Raw genomic sequence first — 21,081 nt, 5'->3', positions numbered from 1 at the left:
ATGTTAAATATATTAATCGTTTGTAATGCGGGGATGTCTTCAGGAATATTGGCACGTAAAATGGAAGACTCTTCTAAAGGAGAAGCGGTTGTAAAAGCTGTCGGAGTTAGTGAATATCAGGATAAATTGGAAAATGTGGATGTTATTCTGGTTGGACCGCAAATTCGATTTCAATTAAACGAAATTCAGGAAAATGCAGAACTGCCTGCTATGACAATTGATTTAGCAAAATACGGTATCATGGATGCGGAAGGAATATTAAGAGATGCGCTGCAATTTTATGAAGGAGAGAAATCATCATGAGTAAATTTAACTCTGTGACAGCGTTGATGGAAAATAAAGTAATGCCCGTTGCTAATAGATTAGGACAGCAACGGCATTTGTCCTCAATCCGTGATGCTTTTATCAGTCTTCTTCCTATTACACTGGCAGGAGGGCTTGTAGCAATCGTAAGTTCTCCTCCAGTGACGGAGGAAACAACGAATGGCTTCCTGCTTGCATGGGAAAACTTTGCATTAAACAATGCAACTGTTCTGAATTGGGTGTTTTCATTCACATTGGGTGCGATGGCTTTATACGTTTGTATAGGGATTACTCATTTTCTTTGCCGTTTCTATAAAATTAATTCTTTTATCCCTATTTTATTCTCGACCATGGGCTTTTTCCTATTAGTTACACAACCCCAGGAATTGGGCTGGGAAACAAAAACTTTAGAGTTCAGCTTTATCGATGGGAAAGGGCTGTTACCTGCCATCCTGATAGCAATTGGAACGACAGAGTTATATCGGATTATGAAGCAAAAAGAATTCGGTAAAATCAAAATGCCTCCAAGTGTCCCAGCCAGTTTAAGCGATGTATTTGCATCTTTGATTCCAGGAATGATTATTATTGCATGTTTTCTGGTTGTTTTTAGTGTGTTTCATTCTTTTGATACTACTTTAGGAAGAGCTTTGTTTGATGTATTATCACCAACTTTTAAGTCGGCGGATAGTCTAGGTTTTGTTATTTTTATAACGGCATTAACGCATTTATTTTGGTTTTTTGGTATTCATGATGCCGCACTTGCTGGGGTCATGGGGCCGATTCGTGACGGGAATTTATCTATCAACGCTGCTGCACAGATGGCGGGAGAACAGCTGCCAAATATATTTACGACCTCCTTTTGGACATACTTTACTGTGATTGGAGGTTGCGGTTCTGTTATCGGATTAGCAATTTTATTGCTATTTTTAGCTAAATCAAAACAATTAAAAAATGTAGGCAAGGTTGGAATTGTACCAGCATTTTTTGGGATTTCTGAACCATTGATTTTTGGAATACCGTTGATGTTGAATCCAATGTTTCTTATTCCTTTCTTATTAACCTCTACATTGAATGCTGCAATTAGTTATATTTGTATGTCTATAGGGCTGATAGAGAAGACTTTTTCAATGTTATCGTGGAATATGCCACCCTTCTTAGGTGTTTTCTTTTCAACATTAGATTGGAAAGCCTTTGTCTTGGTTATTTTACTTATTATTGTTGATGCACTTCTCTACTACCCATTTGTGAAAGCGTATGATCGTCAGCTTACGAAAAAAGAGTTGGAGAGCATGGCTGAAACAGATGCAAAGTCCTGATATCAAACTGTAAACCACCAATAATAAACTGCTCAAACAGTTTATTATTGGTGGTTTTTCAGGGTATACTAAATAATGAAGTTTGTGGATAAAGTGTTATGCTTTGTCGGGTGGGAGAGGGATAAGAAATTATAGAGGTTTGTAATGCAGCAAAATAATGAATTAAAAAAAGACATTGTTGCAGGGATAATCGGCTATCTGACAATGGTTTATATTGTTGTCGTGAACGGTTCTATTTTAAATGAGGCAGGTCTTTCTTTGGAAGCTGGTATGATTGCGACGATATTGGCGAGCTTTGCAGGAACAATGCTTATGGGGTTTTTTGGGAAACTTCCTCTTATCCTGATACCTGGTATGGGGATAAATGCTTTATTCGCCTATTCCATTATTGGAAATAATGGGTTCAGCTTTAATGAGGGTCTGGCTGTAGTTTGGATGGCAGGAATTTTATTTATGCTGACAGCATTTACAAAAATGGGAGTCGTTTTAAGAGAAGCTATTCCAGAATCCTTAAAACATGGGATAACAATCGGGCTAGGCTTTTTTCTCATCCTGATCGGTGTAGAAAAAAGCGGGATTATAACTGCAGGTGAGCAATCTGTCATTGCTATAGGGGATTTTACCTCACCAAGCGTTATCGCCGGGATAATCACTTTATTTATTGCCATTTACTTATTTGTAAAAGGGGTGCCCGCGAATTTCCTTCTTACCATGATTATTGGGACTGTTATTGCCGTGTTGTTCGGAGTATCGACAGAAGAAGCAGCTTCGGTTCATTTCAAGTTTAGTGAAATGCTGTTTATGCCATCATTTTCAGCCGCTGCTGAAATATCCTTTTGGGTTTCTGTGTTTTCACTGGCATTGATTCTGATATTTGAGAATATGGGTATTTTATCGAGCCAGTTAGATATGCTGAAGAAAACAGAGGCTTATAGCAGGTCTTATCGTATCACAGCAACATCCGCTCTGTTATCCGGTATATTCGGGACATCACCTACTGTATCAGGAGCAGAAAACGCTGCGGTTATTGCTTCTGGCGGACGTACGGGCAAAGCGGCCATAACAGCAGGAATATTATTCTTAGCTACTATTTTTATTATTCCTTGGATATCAATGGTTCCGGCAACTGCAATCAGTCCGATATTAATCATCGTTGGTTTTCTAATGGCCCAAAATATTAAATACTTGCCCTGGGAGCAATTTGCTGAATGTATACCTGCACTGTTGATTATTGTAATGATTCCATTTACATATAGCATCGGCGACGGTATGGCATTTGGATTTATTGCATATCCCATTGTTAAAATAGCTTTGGGAAAACGAAAAGAAATATCTATACCGCTGCTTACTGTATCTATGCTGTTCTTTATAGAATTTGTATTGAAGGTAATTGGTGTATCGTGAAAAGAAACCGGACAAACTCTGTCCGGTTTTTTTTGTTCAAAGAAATTAAGTGAAAATGCTGAAGGTAGCCGATCTAACGGATCTCATGGAAATTGTAATAGTCTCCTCCTTCCAAATATTTCACTCTCTTACATTGCATTACGATGTACATCGTATTACAATGATGGAAAGAGGTGATATCAAAATGGACCGGGAAATAATGAAGGGCAGTATTGATATTTTGTTGTTAAACCTGCTATCCGAAAAGGATATGTACGGTTACGAAATGGTAAAGGTACTGAAAGATAAAAGTGATCAGCTGTACAACATGGGAGAAGGTACACTTTATCCTGCTTTAAAGCGAATGGAGAAAAAGCAGTGGCTTCATTCTTATTGGTCAGAAGTGGAGCAGGGCAGAAGGAAGTATTACCAGATAACAGATGAAGGCAGCGCTATTTTAGAAAAAAAACTGGAGGAATGGAATAGTATTCATAAATTAATCACGAAAACGTCTGGAGATTTATCATGAACCGGATTGAAAAGTACGTAGAAGAGGTCTTGATACAAATGCAAAGCACAGAATGCGAACGTGAGGAAATAAGGGAAGAGCTGCTCAGTCATTTACACGAGGCGAAAAGTGATTATATCAGCGAGGGCCTCTCTGAAAAGCAGGCAGAGAAAAAAGTAATAGCAGCGTTTGGGGAATCGAATCGGATAGGACAAGAGCTGCAGGAATCGATGTATCCATTTCAACGGGGATTATTGTACTTAATAGGTATCTGCACTATTGTATTCGGAGTTCTTTTTTATTTGCATCTTTCCTTTGTTATTCATGAACCATCTCCAGTCTGGCTGGTTGTTCAATTGCTGTCAGGCACTATCGTTACGTTGGCAGCCATTAATATTTCAATTGTCGGGCGCTATTTTTATTTACTTAATGCTCTGCTTTTAATCAATATTATCTGGAATGGCATCAATATAGTGTCAATGCAAGGTTTATCACAGTGGCAGGCTATACTTTTCAGTGCTTATTTGCTTATTCTGGTTGGGATGGGTTTCGTCTTTGTTTTTCGAAATTCTTATTATTCCACCAGCCGGATAGATGGTAAACACCAAAAACAGGGGCTTGTGAAGTTTAGTTATATTATGAATCTGTTGTATGGAGTTATTGTTATTATTTTGAGCTTGTTCTTTCTATGGTCATTTCTTTTCTTCGGCGGCATAGGTATAGATGCCTTTATTACGCTGATTCCAATTCTTATCTGGTTGATTTTTTATAAATTCCAAATGAATTTTATCGCAAAAAAGCCGGCTTTATCTCTGGCGACAGGTTTATTGGTTTCTGTAGCGGCTCTTGTATTGGCCTTTATCATTCTGAGATTTTCTAACGGAGGGTGAAATAATGTCACTAACAATAAAAAATATAAGCTTCATCGCTGTTATAATCCTGTTATTTCTCATTTTATGGGGGACGGGATATTTAGCAGGGGGTCCGGAAGGTTACACCGGTTTCGGTGAGTCTGCAGATATTTCATCGGATGATGAAGAGATTACCTTCGTTTATGCACATAAAGGTGAATCCGCAATTTATACAGCACCTGTCAGCGGTGGAAATGCAGATCTGGTAACGAAAGCGGATGAAGGGAACTACCTTCTTAATCCAACGTTCTCCCCGGATGGTGAGGAAATTGCCTATGTAGAGCAATGGGAAACAGAGGAGGAACACCCGCTTGGAAAACTAATGCTCCTCAATCGTGCAAATGGAGAGGTAAAAGAACTGACAGATGAGGAAGGATTAGTGACAGAGGCAGCTTTTTCACCAGATGGGCAGTCTTTATATTTTTTAAAAGCAGGTGTGTACACAAATTACTCGCCAATTGCGTCAGAGCAGCCTCATGATTTCGATATTCACCGCATTGATTTGAATACAGAAGAGATTGAGCAGATCACAGACGAAGCGGCTTATGATATGTCTGACTTAGATTCAACGCCAGATGGAGAAGCATTAATGTATCGAAGCTATGATGGGGGAGATCAGCTAGTGTTTTATAATCTTGAAGATGGATACGAAACAACTGTTACACCAATAGGGGATTTTGCTACCGGTGTACCCATGATATATTCCCCTGTGTTGTCATCGGACGGGAATTATATCGCTTTCTCTGACGTAGCCAGAACAAGTGAAAATGGCACCTATATTTACGAAGGATATCGAATGGACTTAGAGTCGAAGCAGGCAGAGCAGATTACATCATTTGGTGAGCATGTTACAAAACCAGTCTTTTTTAATCATCAGGATAAACTGATTGTCACAGTAGATAAGGCGTTTGCTACTTCTGAGCCGGACTACAGCTATTGGGTGATTAATGCAGATGGTGAAGGACGGGAGCGTATTCAGATAGAGATTCCTTAAACGGAGGTTTTTGTATGGATGATTGGCTTTCTATCATTGTAGCCGGTGTTCTTATAGTTGTGGTGATAGTTATTTTGACTTAATAATACTTTTTTAGCCACCCTTAAGAATGAGGGTGGCTATTTTAACTGAAGAGATAATTATAGGGTTAATCCATTACTCATCCTTCATCCGTTCTTTTAATTCTTTTTTTGCCTTGTTCACAATTTCAGGGTTCATAAATAACTCCATTGCCGTTCTTGCCATTGCTTTACTGCTTACCTGTATACAGCGTTTCCCGGCAGGAGAATCAGCTAAATCTCTAAACTGTTCTGTATGGTTTGAGATTTTATAGTCAGGAAAAATGGTCACATAAGGATTACAAATAGGGATAACCCTTGATACGTTTCCAAGATCCTCACCGCCATAATCAAAAGGCATTCCATCCATGACAGGTTCATCAATATCAATGAGTTCTTTTCTGCAAACTTCGGACAATATTTCATTAGGAACTCTGCCTAAGTAGCCTGGTTTAATCTTGATATTTACTTTACACCCAGTAGCAAGTGCTGCTCCTTCTGCGCAATTACGGACTCTTTCTGTATAATCCTCTAAATCCTTTGCTTTAAAACAGCTCAATGATGCTTTAATAGAAACAAAGTCAGGAATTTGACCAGTGCTCTTTCCGCCATCTTCAATAATGCCTGATAAGCGGAGATCAGAATTACAATGCTGTCTCATCAGTCCGGTCGCTACAAAATATAAGTTGGCCGCGTTCAAAGCATTAATCCCTTTAGCAGGATGGGAAGAAGCATGAGCTGACTTCCCTTCAAACTCAATCCGGATAGAATTGGAGGACATGCATTCTCCCGCTAATCTGGTTGTATCGCTGGTGGGGTGCATAAACACGATTGCATCAATACCATCAAAAGCATTTTGCTCCAGCAGTTTTATTTTCCCACCGCCGGATTCTTCTGCAGGCGTACCCATGACGATAAATGTACCGGCAATTTCATTGTCTTCCATAAATTTTTTTGTTTCTAATGCAGTACCTAAAGCAGAGGTGCAAATTAAGTTGTGGCCGCATGCATGGCCGATTTCTGGCAAGGCATCATATTCTGACACAACAGCCAGAGTTAAATCACCAGGCTTATGTTGAAAAGTAGCTTTATAAGCAGTTTCCAGGCCGCCCAGATTTCTTTCTACTTCAAAACCATTTTCCTCCAAAAATTCACATTGTACACGACAAGCTTCTTTTTCTTCAAATGCAAGCTCTGGACGTGCATGTATATATTGAGCCATATCCCAGAGCTCTTCTAATCTGGAATCTAAATAAGAATCGTAGCTTTTTTTATCAATAACCATGTAAAAACTCCTTTATATAGATAGTTTATGAGCTTGAAAGTATCCCGAAGAACCCAGTAACCAATGAAATAACAATCAGCATAATAATTAATTTATTATAATTTTGCCCTTTATATTTAAAGTAGAAATAAATTGAGAAAACTGCACAGAGCGGTAATACCCCTGCTAGAATTTGATCTAAAATATCCTGTAAGACAATTGGATCGGAATCCATAACGGAAAATTGGATAGGAGTAGAAATTTTGATATAGGTTGATGATAATGCTCCCATCATGAACAGTCCCAGAATACTGGCACTCGTAATAATATTATTAATTAAACCTGTTTGCATCAGCTTCATAACAGATTCTTTACCTAATAGATATCCTGATTTCAACATTCCAAATCCAATAAGAACAATCGCCATCGGAAAGAGGAAAGGAATGAGTCCCCCGACAAAAACGCCATTTAACGCAAGGGAACAGGCTAATGCCAGAATAATAGGTTTCAGCGTCCCCCAGATTAATGTATCGCCAATACCTGCAATAGGACCCATTAAACCCGTTTTGAAGCCTGTTACAACTTCTTCTGTAATTTCGTTTCCTTTTGCTTTTTCTTCTTCCATAGATAAAGTAACACCATGAATCATAGAGCCGAATGTTCCTTCTGAATTATAAAACTGTATATGTCTTTTTAGAGCTTCCCGATAGCCTTCATCATCTCCTTTGTATAATTTCCGGAGGCTGCCGGATAAAGCAAAGCAAAAGGATAAGGCTTGTAATCGTTCATAAGAGTTACTTACTTCAACCGCCGAATACCAGCGTGCAAATGTTTTAAATAAATCTTTATTCGATAAAGCTCTTTTTTCAGCTTCCTTAATTGGATCTGCAGGCTTTGAAGTCATTCTAGCTCAACTCCTTTTTTTGATTGATAGAATTAAAGAGAACGATAGCTGCTACACAGGTACCGAATACAGCGGCTGCCATTGTATTTATTCCCAGATAAGCTACCGCAAAAAAGCCGATGAAAAAGTAGGGCATAAGCTCTCTTTTTCCAATAATTAAGAGGATAATGGCAAACCCGAGTGCAGGAAGAATACCGCCTGCTACACTAAATCCATCAATGATTCCCTGTGGCATAGCGTCCATGATAAAGGTAACCGTATCTGCGCCGACCAGTGTGATAATAAATACAGGTATAAAAGTAATAAAAAAGAGCAAGATTGTTGGATAAGTAATCGCACAGTTGAAAATTCCTCTCTGATTTAAATTTTCAGCATGTTTTTCGGCTTGAGAAATCCAGTAAGAGTTTGAAATCCTTCTTATCTGGTCTAAAAACACGCCGAGTACACCAAAGGGAACTGCAAGTCCAACAGCAAGTTCTGTCGATAAGTCGGTCTGTAATGCAATTGGAATAGCGATAATTCCTGCAAGTGACTGGTCAGCAGGCATATTTCCGCCTGTATTGATAATACCGATATAAATCAACTGTATCGTAGCCCCGATAATTAATCCTTCTGTCAGCTTTCCATATACCAGACCCAGAATCAATCCATAAAAAAGTGGAGATCCTGTTGCAGTTGATAAGCCATATCCGATTCGGCTTGTACCGATAAAGTATAAAAAACCGCATAATATAGAAACCAATAAATTCATTTGGACAGCTCCTTTCTTATAGGATGTCTATTTTTTAATAGATTGAAATTTTTCTAAAGCCTTTTTAATTTCCATTTTCGGTTCATCGGGTACTTGATGCAGGTAAATGTTACAGCCTTCCTCGTCTAATTCCTTTAACATAACGGAATCCTCTTCATTTAATGTGATAGGACCAAAAACTGCAACCCTTCCAGGTCCTGCTCCCAATCCACCAATTTGGATATCCTTAATAGGCAGGCCTTTCTGGATAGAACGGTAGACTGTTTCAATATCCTTGAAAAGGACAAATAAGTTACCGCTGCCCATTTGGTCCTTGTTCCATAAATCGATAGCAGTGTCTACAGAAAAGACATCTACTGCAATGCTTGGCGGTGCTGCCATTACATAAATATTTTTCATAAAGTCGTCTGCAGCTAAAACATCATTGATGATTACTATACGGTTTGCAGATGTTTGTCTGAGCCATTTCGTAATTACCTGCCCATGAATTAATCTGAAATCAACACGCACTAATTGAATTTCTGCCATTTTTATTTCCCCCTAAAGTTTATTTTTGATTGGCAATCCTAAGTAATTTAAAAAATATTATTTTCTGCATTTAAGTAAGCGATTACAATTAAAGGTAAAAAAGTTTCTTTTAATTTTTAAGGTCAGGCAGCCGCAAGTGCTGGCAGCTTAATAAAGCAGCTTCTCTTATTTGTGCCACGCTTTCTGCTGTAAAGGGCTGCTTTTGCCGCATAATAGCTTCCATTAACATCATGGAGTTCAATCCGGATAAAATATTTATTTGATAGTCTTTACTGAATGTTAATGCGATATTAGAGGTTGTCCCTCCAGCAATATCAGTAAGAATAAGCGAATCAGCAGGCATTTTCGTTACCTTTTCTTTTACCTTTTGGAGAAAGGTTTCTGTAGTATCAGATGGTTCTAAAGCTACCTCACTGACGCCGTGTATTTCTCCAATGATCATGGTCAGTTTTTCCTTCAGCGTCATTCCCCAGCCGCCATGTGTTAATAGTAAAATCTCGTATGTTTTTGGCCTTTCTACCATTCATTTCACCTCCTTGCCAATTTATTAGCAAAAATCATGCCAATAATCTGTCGTATTTTTAAATTCCATAAAAAAACTGCCAGATAATAGCTGGCAGCATAGATTTTATAGAGTTAATAAAATAAAACCTCATAGATATATTTTATTTCAATAGCAGGAAATTTTATATCATATGACAGTTCAATTGGACGCAGTGACAGTTTGATGACACTTATTTCTTTTTGGTTATCCAAAGAACCTGGATCGAAGTTTTTCGATTTAAGAATAGTACTATCATCTGATACGAGTCTTTCTACTGTACAACAGCAATGAATTAAGAAACGCAGCATAATAAGCATGGAAGGCTGTATATCCAATTGCCTGCAAATGTGTTCATACACTGATTTCATTTCTATTAACAGTTTTTGAGGATTTAGAACATCGATGTAATTAGCGATAGCCTCTAAGGATACATTTTGGATATAATTAGATGAAATTTCTTCCTGAATAACTTTGCTCGACTTACTATCCATATTATATCCAAGTACAACCATTAAATTTTCAATTCCTTTTTCGGAAAAAAGGATATCCAATGGAATAAAAGGCACATCGAGAAGATCTGTTTCAAAGGTACCGATCATTGCCAATGGGTATTCATGCTCTTCCAAATAACTGGATAGTTTATCAATGCTTTTTGTTTCTTCATAGCTTAAGGTCAGTAATCGCAGATTTGAAGGCAAATAATCTCCAAAGGTACCCTGTAATAAATTTCTAATTTTTATTGCTGCCCCAATGCCTGTGGCACAGGTTATGATAATGACCTGACTATCGTAGGACAGCTCTTTTTGATAGAGAACGACCTTTAAATCCCTGTCATGCATGGCTGAGAGCAGATAATTAAAATCAGTAGATTCATACATGATGACATTCATCAGCTCAATGATAGACAATAGATTAATGTCTTTAATCATCAAAACATCGATTTGAAATTCTTTGGATATAATATTGCCAAAATACATCGGAGAACCGACGTCAACGAGAAGCACCAGTTTTTTTATGTTTTGTTTATCCACTAATTGCTTAAGAAGATTCAGTGTTTCATTTACAGGCTGTTCAAAAGGAATATCAATTGCCTGGATAACATTTTTCTGGAACAGTTTATTTGTATAACCAGCTAAACTGGAGGCTGTGGATTCGCCATGAGCGATAATAATAATGTCATTATCATATTTCCTTTCAGTCGTATTGTCTTCATGTAATAACCTTTGTAAAAATAAAGACATAAATGATAATTCCACCGGTGGACAGTTTAGTTGAAAGGTTTCCTCTATATGTGTACATATATTTTTTACCTCCTCAAAATAATCAAGCTTATTAATAACGAGCCCTTTATCAAACAAGAATAAGCTGTCTGCCGGTGTATTCTTTACAATAGAAATAAGAGAATAAATATGGTTGATTAAGATATTTTTCTTTAGCTTTGTAAAAGACAGCTGCAATGACTTTTCAATATGTGAGACAACATTATCTATTTTATAATGCATCGGGTTGTCGTACTCTAGGATTCTGGCTACGTTTTTCTGTTGAAACGTATAGTCAAAATGAGATTGAATTTTCTCCCGTAAAAATGCTGAAATATCCTGATGAGACAGGTTACTGCTTTGTAATTCTTTATATTCCTTGAGCAATAATGAGTAGAAAGGGTCTAATTGCTTGCTTGATTTCGGCAGCTGTAATAATGAGTCTGCCGGAATAGAAGGGTCCCCGGGAATAAAAAAGATTTCTTCCCGTTGTTCGTCAGCATCTGCTGATGCAGGGAGAAGTTTTTTATCTTCTATTAAATTATAATCAATAGAGATGGTTTTTAGATTTTTGGTCATACTGTGCAGGTACCCTTCTGCACAAATCAATTGAATATCACTTTTCATCTGACCGACATTCCCCGGGTAATTCTGATTGGCAATAAATTTTAAGATTTCTTCAGAAACCTTTAATGACTTCTTTATTTGATTACTTTCTTGCTGGAAGAAGGACAGTGCTAATTCCAACCTTTCTTTTTCTGTCCGTTCAGCAAGAGAAGGAATCTGTGCAACTACTTGGATCCTGCGCAAAAAAGTCTGCAGCAGAGCAGATTGGACATCTTCCGTTGTTGCGCAGATAATGCGTATATTTACTGGATGATAGAGAGATTCGCCCATTCGTGAGTAGCTTCTGCGATCTAAAACAGTAAACAATTTCTCCTGCCCTTCAGATGTTAATCGATGTACTTCATCCAGAAAAAGGAATCCATTATTTGCCTTCTCAATCAATCCTGCTTTATCAGCGTCAGCTCCAGTAAAAGCTCCCTTTACATGGCCAAATAAATGAGAAGTAAGCAGCTCTGGATTGCTATGGTATTCGGAGCAATTAAAATAGATAAAAGGGATCGATTGCTGCTGATAGCTTTCCATATATTTATGAACAGTTTCTGCAACTTTATTTTTCCCCACACCGGCTTCACCTGTGAGTAATACATTTAAGCCAAACGGCGGATAGAGCATCGCTGCTTTGAGCTTGGCAATAACCTTCTCCATACTTTCATTACTGCCAATAATTTCATTGAAAATATGATTACTATTATCACCTAGAGAATATTTCACTGTATCTACCTGATTTTCCGATGACTTAAAGTAGTCTTTTATTTTTAAATACTGATCAGATGGAACCTCTATTTTCTGCCCGGATCGATACTCTAATATTTGAAGGTCAAAAAAGTATACAGGGCGGCTCTTTATTTTGATTGCCCGTCCTTCTTTAACCAGTTCATTTAAATCTTCACTGACAGAGTTTCTGGCAATTTGCAAGCTTTCACTAAGTTCTTTTGCTGTGAATCCTGAAAAGGATCCTTCTATTAATTCACTTTTGGATATACTTTTTGACATTCTTTTAAGCTCTCTAGCCACTCTATCTATTCTGCGCATATACGATGACCGCCTTTCTGCTTCAATCTTAGGAGTTATTGCCCCACGCTGAAGGGCTTACATTTTGTGGGAGCGTTTGTATATTAAGAGTTACAAACTATTTAACAGGAGTTTAAACTTATAGTATCTGAAATATTTTTATTTTGGTAGTGTTCTCGATAGAAATTTAGGACAGGAGGCAAAAATGTCATTTGAAGGAATTAATTAAGGGATATACTGTAAATCCGTAAGAAGATAATTGGTGATTTTTAAGTGAATAAAAAGAGAATGGCAAATCCATTTTGATACCAGAAGGATGAATTTACCATTCTATTATAAGGGAAGCAGAAGGAATATTATTTATTCAACAGTAATTACGTCAACACCATGGATTCGTAAACTGTCAATAATACTTTTTGATGTCTTAAAGTCTGTGATGACTGTTCCAATAAACAGACAGTTAGAAGCTCTCAAGCCAATCGTTTATCTACATTCTCTCAAGGGAATAGTAAAAAATAAACGAAATTTGAAAGAGGTGCTGCAGAATGGTTCAATTAGGCGGGAGAAATCTATTCCCGATTGGTATGGGAACCTGGCATATGGGGGAGGACCCTTCAAAACGAAATAAGGAAATAGAAGCTCTGAGGTACGGACTGGAAAATGGGATTGAAGTGATTGATACTGCTGAAATGTACGGAGAAGGAAATTCAGAAAATCTCATCGGTGAGGCTATCCAGGATATAAAAAGGGAAGATATTTACTTGATCTCCAAATTCTATCCGTTCCATGCACAGGAGCCAGAGCTGGAACGTTCGCTTGAGAATTCTCTGGAACGATTAGGTACAGATTATCTGGACCTGTACTTGCTGCATTGGAAAAGCAGTATACCACTGGAAGAAACCATTGAATCATTAGAAAAGTATGTGAAGGGTGGCAGGATTCGAAATTGGGGTGTTTCCAATTTTGATATTGCAGATGTGAAAGGAATGTGGAAGCTGCAAGGTGGAGAGAATTGTACTGCGAATCAAGTATTATATAATATAGCCAGCAGAGGTATTGAATATGATTTACTGCCATTGCAGAGAGAGAACGCACTTCCAACTATTGCTTATTCTCCAATTGCCCAAGGGGATACAAGAGGAGATAACATCAAAGGTAACAAAGTACTTCAAAAAATTGCAGAGCTGCATAATGTAACGGTATTTCAGGTTATGCTAGCATGGACAATTCGGCATCATGATGTACTGGCTATCCCGCAATCCAGTGATAAAAAGCATATTCAGGAAAATATAGATGCTCAAACGATCCAACTTTCAGAAGAAGAACTGCAGCTGATTGAAAAAGAATTTCCTGCACCAAAACAAAAGAAACCATTGGATATTATTTAGCTTTTAAATTTTGTTTTGATTTATCCAGGAGAGCCCCGGAGGGAGGCAGTTTTTTAGTCATATTTTTAGGCGCATGACCTTATGATATTAATCTTTCGTTAAAGGAAGTTTTGTTTTATGTGAACCGGGAAAACAATTAATGTAACATTTTAAGGAGGTAATAAGAGATGACTTTTGTAAAATCTTATACAAACGATGAAATGTTAGAAAAAGATGTTAACCTGTTGAAAGATAATAATATCAGTTCAAATGATATTTTTATCCTTTCACATGATGATGACCGGACTGCACGTATTGTGAAGAATACGGAAGCCTCTGGTATTGATTATAATAAGAAAGATATTGGACAGAACTTTGAAAAACCAGGTGATGAATTAAGAGAAAAATTGCGGGAACTGGGAATAGCTGATGCAGATGCGCATGAATATGAAGAAGATATGGATGAAGGAAAAGTATTTCTGATTGTAAAAAATGATACAGCAAAAGGTGTGTTGAGTTAACTTTCAACCATGATAAGCTGGTAGATGAAAATCCGGACAACCCTTTCTTGACCAAAGTGAGGTTGCCCGGATTTTTGTTGTCTTATTCTAAAATATCCTTCATTTCAATCGTCATAGGTGTATCAAGTTTATCGCTATTCATAATTTTAATTTGGACTGGAGTCAGTTTGAGGACAGTTAAATCCGGATCTTTTTTTGAGTCAAAGTAGGTCTTATCCTGTGTTTCCCATAACCAGTTAATAATTTCCTGATCATCGATAATCTCTGCCTTTGCTCTGATTTCCACGAAGCTTTTATTTTTTGTTTCTTCATATCCTAGTAAAATATGCGCTTGCGGATTACTCTCCACTTCCTCTACTTTCGGGGAGTCCTCGTCTGTTTTTGTGTACAATATTGCTTCATCATGATAAAAAACCATATAACGGCTATTGGGCACGTTATTATGTGAAGTTGATAAGACACCGACTTTTGAAACATCTAAAATCTTTTGAATTTCTTCTGATATTTTTGCTTTATCCATGTTGTCACCTCATCTTGTTCTTATTCCTGCAGTGTTTAAATATAACGTCAGCTTGTAGTTTCTCCATTTCCCGTATAATTATTTTCCCTTTTTCCCCAATCTGCACAAAACAACAAATTAATTTTGAAAACGGTTAGCAATATAATGAAATGAGAAGAACAAGAGGAGGCATAATAATGGCAAATAATTGGTTAGATATAGAGAATAAAGTAGTCATTGTAACAGGCGGGTCATCTGGCATCGGCAGACAAATTGTTCAGTCATTCCTGGATAATGATGCTATTGTATACAACACGGATTTACGTGACAATCCGATTGATCATCCGAACTATCATTTTAAAGAAACAAATGTAGCAGATGAAAAAGCAGTTCGCGGAACGGTCGATTCTATTTTGAAAGAGCGGTCTCAAATTGATGTATTGGTGAATAATGCAGGTATTAATTTACCAAGACTATTAGTGGATGCAAAAGGAGAGAAGCCTGAGTATGAAATTAATATGAAGGATCTCGATCTTATGCTTGGGGTTAACCTGAAAGGGCCTGTCCTTTTTAGTCAGGAGGTTTCACGTTATTTTATCCAAGCACAAAAAGGTGTTATTATCAACATCGCCAGTGAAGCTGGACAAGAAGGATCTGAGGGACAAAGTATCTATTCAGCAACGAAGGCAGCATTAATCGGCTTTACAAGAAGCTGGGCAAAAGAATTAGGGAAACACAATATCCGTGTTGTTGCGATTGCACCAGGAATCTTGGAAGAAACAGGATTAAGAACGCAGCAATATGAAGAGGCGCTTGCTTATACAAGAAATACCACAGTAGATCAACTAAATGGAGATTATTCTAAGTCAATTCCAATCCGCCGTGTTGGTCAATTAACAGAGGTTGCTGATTTGGTATGCTACTTAGGTTCTGAGAAGTCAAGCTATATTACTGGAACAACAATCAATATCTCTGGGGGTAAATCAAGAGGTTAATCCCCAAATTAGAATAGGGGAGAGGTTATGGAGCTTAATAAGAAGCATCTGAAAATCGTAGAAGTGCTTATATCGGATCATATTTCAGCTGAAAAACTTTCCCATCTAATGAATATATCACAACGAACGTTGTCCAATTATGTAGCGCAAGTTAATGATTATTTTGAAGGCACTTCTCAAATTATGAAAGAGCATAATATTCTGTCGATGCTTATCCGCGATGAAAATCAATTTTTTGACCGGCTGGCAATTTTGCGACAGGAAATAAGCAGCAATGAGAATGAATTGAAGGATAGACTTGGCGCTGTTTTTCATCATTTATTAGATCATGAGAAGAGCACAATTGATGAGATTGCTGAAGAGCTATTCTTAAGCAAAAGTGTTGTCAATAATATTGTGACAGAATTAAAAGACAAACTGCAATCTTATCCAGTGGATATTAAAGGAACGCAAAATGTCGGGTTAAAGCTGGAAGGTAATGAAATTGCCATTCGCAAGGTGATTATTGAACAGTTTCCTGATAGTTATCAGGAGCAGCAGATTTCTGACCAAATCGAACAGCATTTATTAGATTTGAAAAAGAAATACAGGTTAGATGAGTCTTCTTATGACAGATTAAAATTAGCTGTTCAAGTGACACTGGGAAGGCTTGAAAAAGGATACTTTATTGAGACAGATTTAGATATGGATCAGCAGGTATTTGAATCAGAAGATTTTACAAGCTTTGCAGCATTAAAAAAAGCAATTACCGATAAGTATGCTTTAGAAAAGCCGAATGAGGAAATTTTCGTTATTGTTCTGCAGCTCCTTGGACGCAGAGCTTCCATTATAGATGAAATAATTAATGAAAATGAGCATTCAATGCTTGAACGTATTATAAAGAATACGATTAAAGATATCAATTATTACTACACAATTAAAATTGATGAATCAATGTTTAGTAAAGATATTCAGCTTCACATCAAACATTTAATTAATCGTTTGATTTTCGGTGTGAAGGTAAATAACAACTTGATGGAGGATGTGCAGCAGCGTTTTCCGTTCGCCTATGAGCTATCGAATGTTTTAGCTGAAAATATAAAAAAAGAAATAAATTTGAAAGTGCCAATTAATGAGCTTGGTTTTCTTTCATTATATTTTAGCGTGTACCTGGAGCAGTTAGAACAGAAAATCCGGGATATTAAATCAGTTGCTATTATTACTAACCAGGGCTTAAGTGCATCGAAGCTGTTAACAACAAATTTACAGAAGATCTTTAGTAATCAAATTGACATTGAGGTATTTAATGAAGAGGTGCTCGAAACAGAGGATATTAAACAATTTGATTTGATTGTCTCTACTGTTTGGACAAACCGTCTATTTAATAAGGTAGTCTATATCGAGAATATACTGGATACACAATTGCTGAAATTAAAAATCGAGCAATTCTTGGTTTATAAAGATGTGAAGAATAAAAAGCTATTCAATCAAAGTGTCCTTGTAGATTTTATTGAGGAGAAAGATTTTTATCATGTCGATACATTTGATTACTACGAAGATGTTATTCGCTTTTTATCTGATGAGCTGATCGAGGAGGGAGAAGTTGACGAGGATTTCACAGAACGTATTATTGCTCGGGAACAAATGAAGTCAACCGTTACGGGGAAATTAGCCTTTCCTCATGTGAGCCATCATCAGAACGGAATCTTTATGAAGATTGCTTTATTAGATAAACCGTTACGCGATTATCAGGATGTTCATATCGTTATTATGCTGGCTACACCTGATCAGGCTGGAAATGAAGCCATTTTAATCAGAGTGTACGAAGAAGTGTTGGCAATGACGACCAATGGTTATCTGCTGAATAAATTAACAAAGGATACGGATTATACTTCGTTTGCATATACTTTGAATCAAGAAATGAGGAAATAGCTTATGTTTTTTATCATGCTGATTATTATTTTAGCTGTAGGTTTTATTGTCCAATATTTATTTGGCTTTGTACAAATCAAGCATTTCACAAAGCATTACACAGAGCTCAGGGAAAAGGGCCGTGTAGCTATTGGAAGACGTCCGGCAATTATCAGATCAGGAACACTTGTCTTATTTCAATTAAATAATAAAAACGAAATCGAGGAAGCACGTTATATGCAAGGGGTAACCGTGTTTTCCAGATTTAAGCAGCTGAAGGGCTTAGAAGGCAAGAAGATGAATAAGCTCAAGGAAGAAGATTTCACAGGTTATAATAAGCTTTTAACACGGGCCATTATCGATGCACAGCATACATTTAATGTGGTGCAGGCAGGCGGAGAGATCGAACGAATCCCTTCACCAATGATGAAGGCTGTAAATAAAGTAAATAAAATGTTCACAAAGAAAGGGGTCAAGAAACATGGACTTCATAGTTAAATTAGCAGAAGGGTTTATCAACCTATTCCAAACAGGTGCAGATACGTTTATTGACTGGATGGGATCCATTGTACCATTAGTTCTTATGTTACTTATTGCAATGAATACCTTAATTCAATTAATTGGGGAAAATCGTATTAATAAAATTGCCCAAAAATCAGCAGGGAACCCATTATTAAGATATATGGTGTTACCTTTCTTAGGATCATTTATGCTGGCAAATCCAATGCTCCATTCATTAGGCAGATTCTTACCGGAAAAGTACAAGCCAAGTTATTTTGCAGCTGCAGGGCAGTTCGCACATACAAGTAATGGTATCTTCCCTCATATTAACCCGGCGGAATTATTTATTTTCTTAGGTATTGCAAGCGGGATTCAACAATTAGGATTACCTATGACAGATTTAGCAATTCGTTATTTACTAGTTGGTTTAGTAATGAACTTTGTTGGCGGCTGGGTAACTGACTTTACAACAAGCTATGTAGAAAAACAGCAAAAAGTAAAATTAAGTAAAAAAGTTAACATAGAAGGGTAGGTGGAGACCATGAGTAAAAAAGTTAAAATAGTTAAAGGCTCTGGCGGTTTCGGTGGTCCTTTAGTAATCGGTATAAATGGTAAAAAAGATAAAGTAATGTATGTGACAGGCGGTCATAAGCCTGCCATTGTAGATAAAATTTGTGAAATTACCGGCGCCTCCGCGGTAAACGGCTTTGAAACATCCGTTCCAGAAGATGAAATTATGGCTGCTGTTATTGATTGTGGAGGGACATTACGCTGTGGTATCTATCCTCAAAAAGGTATCCCGACAATTAATATTATGGCGACAGGGAAAAGTGGTCCATTAAGACAGTATATTACAGAAGAAATTTATGTATCGAATGTAGATGTGGATCAAGTAAGTGTTGCTGGTGAAGATGAAGGAGCTGAACAAGCTTCTGAGACAGTTCAGCAGGCTTCTTCTGAAGAAACAGAAAAGAAAGAAAAGACAGAGTCCGAAGCAACCTATTCTAAAGATAAGAAGATAATGGAAACCAGAGCAGAGCAAGAAAATAAAAGCTTACTTACTAAAATTGGTTTAGGAGCAGGGAAGGTAATTAACACTTTCTATCAGGCTTCCCGTGATGCTGTAGAAACCATGCTGCATACTGTGATCCCTTTTATGGGGTTTGTTGCCCTGTTAATTGGTATTATCCAAGGTTCTGGAATCGGCGATTTATTTGCTAATATCATGTCTCCGCTGGCAGGAAATATTTGGGGACTAATGGTTATCGGTTTTGTATGTTCTTTACCATTCTTAAGCCCGTTACTCGGACCTGGCGGAGTTATTGGACAAGTATTAGGAACATTAATTGGTGTAGAGATTGGTAAAGGGAACATCCCGCCAAATCTGGCATTACCAGCATTATTTGCAATTAATACTCAAAATGCTGCGGACTTTATCCCTGTAGGTTTAGGTCTTGCAGAAGCAGAAACAAAAACAATTGAAGTCGGTGTGCCATCTGTTCTGTATTCCAGATTCTTAAATGGTGTGCCAAGGGTATTTGTCGCCTGGCTGGCAAGCTTTGGGCTGTACAAATAATAGAGGAAAAGAAAAGAGATTAATAAATTTAGGAGTGTTTTAACATGTATCAAACAACAATTAAAAGTATCGGAAAAGATGCAAAAGCATTTGAAGCAGAAAAAATGATGATTTTATTCGGAGATAATGCACCAAGTGAATTAGCGGATTTCTGCTACGTGATTGATTTAGTATCTGTGGATGAGGACATTGCAGCAGGGGACACATTAAAATTAGATGATGTTTCTTATCAGATCACAAGTGTTGGTGATGCAGTAAGAAAGAACTTAAACGACTTAGGTCATATCACATTGAAATTTGATGGAAGTACTACGGCAGGACAATCTGGTTCCCTTTATTTAGAAGAGAAAGAGATGGCTGATGTGAAGCCAGGTAGTACAATTAGGATTGAGAAGTAAGAGATATTTTTAAAATAAGATGCCCGTAAGCGAGCAGGAAGGACTGCGGCTTGCGGGGATTTTTTAACCACTTAAATAATATTCCCTGCCCACTATTAAAAAAAAGATAATATAAACTTATTAGATAAGGATGAAAACAACCTGCTTTAAAAGAGTAATATTTTCCTATTTGGAATAAGTATTCTATAATAAATTATACAAATAATTTATTGGGGAGTGAATGTGATGAAAAATAATCCAGATTTAAATAAAGAATTTGTACCTCTTTATCATCAGCTGAAAGAAACGATTCGCGAAGAAATAGATTCCGGGAATTGGAGACCGAATGATAAAATCCCATCGGAGCATCAGTTCATGGAAAAATATCAAGTCAGCAGAAATACTGTACAAAAGGCAGTTGACGATTTGGTTCATGAAGGCTTGATTTATCGTCAGCAGGGACGGGGTACTTTTGTGGCTCAGCCTAAAGTGGAACAGTCTTTAACCAGTTTTTATATCTTCAGCAAGGTGATGAAGGATAAAGGGCTGAATCCATATGATATTATTTTGGATATTGATGAAGTCACCCCTAAAAAAAGTGTGGCAAAGCAATTACAGATTGATACGGAGGAAAAAGTGATTCAACTAGTTCGTGTCAGATGTGCTAATAATGAGCCTTTAATTTTTGAAACTACTTTCCTGCCTAAAAAAATTGTACCTCATTTAACAAAAGAGGATGTAGAAAAGAATACGTTATTTACTTTCATGGAGCAGAAGTATAATATAAGTGTCGTTTCATCGAAAGAGGTATTTGAACCAGTCCTGATTCGTGATTATGAAAGTAAGCATTTGGATGTTAAGCCAGGAATGCCAGGATTATTACTGGATAGAGTGGATTATGACTTGGACAAGCGTCCGGTAAGCTATCTGCGTTCGATTGTACGAGGAGACAGATGCAGATTTTATACGGAATTAATTAAATAAAAAAATAAC

At 37.2% G+C, this 21,081-nt stretch carries 22 protein-coding genes; 15 read left to right on the top strand and 7 right to left on the bottom strand.

What is annotated here, in order from left to right; all coding sequences use genetic code 11:
• From MHH51_RS21930 to MHH51_RS21905, 6 genes are all read left to right on the top strand, one after another.
• Positions 1 to 303 carry a PTS sugar transporter subunit IIB gene (locus MHH51_RS21930; protein WP_339283583.1) on the top strand — a complete coding sequence of 101 codons (303 nt, stop codon included), beginning with the start codon at positions 1 to 3 and terminating at the stop codon, positions 301 to 303.
• Positions 300 to 1,619: a PTS transporter subunit EIIC gene (locus MHH51_RS21925; protein ID WP_339283582.1), complete on the top strand. Its 1,320-nt coding sequence runs from the start codon at positions 300 to 302 to the stop codon at positions 1,617 to 1,619. Before MHH51_RS21930 ends, MHH51_RS21925 begins: the two co-directional genes overlap by 4 nt.
• 144 nt (positions 1,620 to 1,763) lie before the next feature.
• The gene (locus tag MHH51_RS21920; RefSeq protein WP_147211892.1) at positions 1,764 to 3,023 is read left to right on the top strand and encodes an NCS2 family permease; all 1,260 of its coding nucleotides are present in this window, start codon (positions 1,764 to 1,766) and stop codon (positions 3,021 to 3,023) included.
• Positions 3,024 to 3,207: 184 nt separating this feature from the next.
• Positions 3,208 to 3,531: a PadR family transcriptional regulator gene (locus MHH51_RS21915; RefSeq protein ID WP_077602564.1), complete on the top strand. Its 324-nt coding sequence runs from the start codon at positions 3,208 to 3,210 to the stop codon at positions 3,529 to 3,531.
• Positions 3,528 to 4,400, top strand: coding sequence for a permease prefix domain 1-containing protein (locus MHH51_RS21910; RefSeq protein ID WP_147211891.1), 873 nt, complete (start codon positions 3,528 to 3,530; stop codon positions 4,398 to 4,400). The genes MHH51_RS21915 and MHH51_RS21910 overlap by 4 nt, the downstream gene beginning before the upstream one ends.
• 4 nt (positions 4,401 to 4,404) lie before the next feature.
• A complete protein-coding gene (locus tag MHH51_RS21905; protein WP_339283580.1) occupies positions 4,405 to 5,415 on the top strand; it encodes a hypothetical protein in 1,011 nt (336 codons plus the stop codon).
• A gap of 156 nt (positions 5,416 to 5,571) precedes the next feature.
• Here MHH51_RS21905 and MHH51_RS21900 read toward each other — a convergent pair whose 3' ends face one another.
• The 6 genes from MHH51_RS21900 to MHH51_RS21875 form a co-directional block, all read right to left on the bottom strand.
• Complete coding sequence (locus tag MHH51_RS21900; protein ID WP_339283578.1) at positions 5,572 to 6,759, bottom strand: amidohydrolase; 1,188 nt, start codon at positions 6,757 to 6,759, stop codon at positions 5,572 to 5,574.
• Between the two features lie 25 nt (positions 6,760 to 6,784).
• Positions 6,785 to 7,642 (bottom strand): PTS system mannose/fructose/sorbose family transporter subunit IID, encoded by an 858-nt coding sequence (locus MHH51_RS21895; protein ID WP_147211888.1) that lies wholly within the window; start codon positions 7,640 to 7,642, stop codon positions 6,785 to 6,787.
• Position 7,643: 1 nt separating this feature from the next.
• Positions 7,644 to 8,393, bottom strand: coding sequence for a PTS sugar transporter subunit IIC (locus tag MHH51_RS21890; protein ID WP_147211887.1), 750 nt, complete (start codon positions 8,391 to 8,393; stop codon positions 7,644 to 7,646).
• 27 nt (positions 8,394 to 8,420) lie between these two features.
• Positions 8,421 to 8,921, bottom strand: coding sequence for a PTS sugar transporter subunit IIB (locus MHH51_RS21885; protein WP_147211886.1), 501 nt, complete (start codon positions 8,919 to 8,921; stop codon positions 8,421 to 8,423).
• A 109-nt stretch (positions 8,922 to 9,030) separates the two neighbouring features.
• Complete coding sequence (locus MHH51_RS21880; protein WP_147211885.1) at positions 9,031 to 9,444, bottom strand: PTS fructose transporter subunit IIA; 414 nt, start codon at positions 9,442 to 9,444, stop codon at positions 9,031 to 9,033.
• A 113-nt stretch (positions 9,445 to 9,557) separates the two neighbouring features.
• A complete protein-coding gene (locus tag MHH51_RS21875) occupies positions 9,558 to 12,344 on the bottom strand; it encodes a sigma 54-interacting transcriptional regulator (protein WP_339283576.1) in 2,787 nt (928 codons plus the stop codon).
• A gap of 563 nt (positions 12,345 to 12,907) precedes the next feature.
• Between MHH51_RS21875 and MHH51_RS21870 the strand changes: the two genes are divergently transcribed.
• Both MHH51_RS21870 and MHH51_RS21865 read left to right on the top strand, forming a co-directional pair.
• Positions 12,908 to 13,750 carry an aldo/keto reductase gene (locus tag MHH51_RS21870; RefSeq protein ID WP_147211883.1) on the top strand — a complete coding sequence of 281 codons (843 nt, stop codon included), beginning with the start codon at positions 12,908 to 12,910 and terminating at the stop codon, positions 13,748 to 13,750.
• 167 nt (positions 13,751 to 13,917) lie between these two features.
• Positions 13,918 to 14,250, top strand: coding sequence for a general stress protein (locus MHH51_RS21865; protein WP_147211882.1), 333 nt, complete (start codon positions 13,918 to 13,920; stop codon positions 14,248 to 14,250).
• An 82-nt stretch (positions 14,251 to 14,332) separates the two neighbouring features.
• On the opposite strand, the gene MHH51_RS21860 is transcribed toward MHH51_RS21865, so the two are convergent.
• Positions 14,333 to 14,770: a pyridoxamine 5'-phosphate oxidase family protein gene (locus MHH51_RS21860; RefSeq protein WP_156986153.1), complete on the bottom strand. Its 438-nt coding sequence runs from the start codon at positions 14,768 to 14,770 to the stop codon at positions 14,333 to 14,335.
• A 176-nt stretch (positions 14,771 to 14,946) separates the two neighbouring features.
• On the opposite strand from MHH51_RS21860, the gene MHH51_RS21855 reads away from it, so the two are divergent.
• The 7 genes from MHH51_RS21855 to MHH51_RS21825 all read left to right on the top strand — a co-directional run bounded on the left by MHH51_RS21855 (position 14,947) and on the right by MHH51_RS21825 (position 21,072).
• Positions 14,947 to 15,744, top strand: coding sequence for an SDR family oxidoreductase (locus MHH51_RS21855; protein WP_339283573.1), 798 nt, complete (start codon positions 14,947 to 14,949; stop codon positions 15,742 to 15,744).
• Between the two features lie 27 nt (positions 15,745 to 15,771).
• Positions 15,772 to 17,655 (top strand): PRD domain-containing protein, encoded by a 1,884-nt coding sequence (locus tag MHH51_RS21850; RefSeq protein ID WP_339283572.1) that lies wholly within the window; start codon positions 15,772 to 15,774, stop codon positions 17,653 to 17,655.
• Between the two features lie 3 nt (positions 17,656 to 17,658).
• Positions 17,659 to 18,132, top strand: a complete 474-nt coding sequence (locus tag MHH51_RS21845; protein WP_147211878.1) for a transcriptional regulator GutM — start codon at positions 17,659 to 17,661, stop codon at positions 18,130 to 18,132.
• Positions 18,116 to 18,667 carry a PTS glucitol/sorbitol transporter subunit IIC gene (locus MHH51_RS21840; protein WP_147211877.1) on the top strand — a complete coding sequence of 184 codons (552 nt, stop codon included), beginning with the start codon at positions 18,116 to 18,118 and terminating at the stop codon, positions 18,665 to 18,667. Before MHH51_RS21845 ends, MHH51_RS21840 begins: the two co-directional genes overlap by 17 nt.
• Before the next feature lie 9 nt (positions 18,668 to 18,676).
• On the top strand, positions 18,677 to 19,711 hold the full coding sequence (locus MHH51_RS21835; RefSeq protein ID WP_147211876.1) for a PTS glucitol/sorbitol transporter subunit IIB: 1,035 nt from the start codon (positions 18,677 to 18,679) through the stop codon (positions 19,709 to 19,711).
• 44 nt (positions 19,712 to 19,755) lie between these two features.
• Positions 19,756 to 20,109: a PTS glucitol/sorbitol transporter subunit IIA gene (locus MHH51_RS21830; protein ID WP_147211875.1), complete on the top strand. Its 354-nt coding sequence runs from the start codon at positions 19,756 to 19,758 to the stop codon at positions 20,107 to 20,109.
• 225 nt (positions 20,110 to 20,334) lie between these two features.
• Complete coding sequence (locus MHH51_RS21825; protein ID WP_147211874.1) at positions 20,335 to 21,072, top strand: GntR family transcriptional regulator; 738 nt, start codon at positions 20,335 to 20,337, stop codon at positions 21,070 to 21,072.
• The last annotated feature ends 9 nt before the right edge of the window (positions 21,073 to 21,081 follow it).

This window comes from Oceanobacillus sp. FSL K6-3682, assembly GCF_037976165.1.
GTDB lineage: Bacteria > Bacillota > Bacilli > Bacillales > Amphibacillaceae > Oceanobacillus > Oceanobacillus sojae.
Note: the sequence above shows the minus strand (reverse complement) of the source record. Positions and strands in the feature narration are given on the sequence as shown.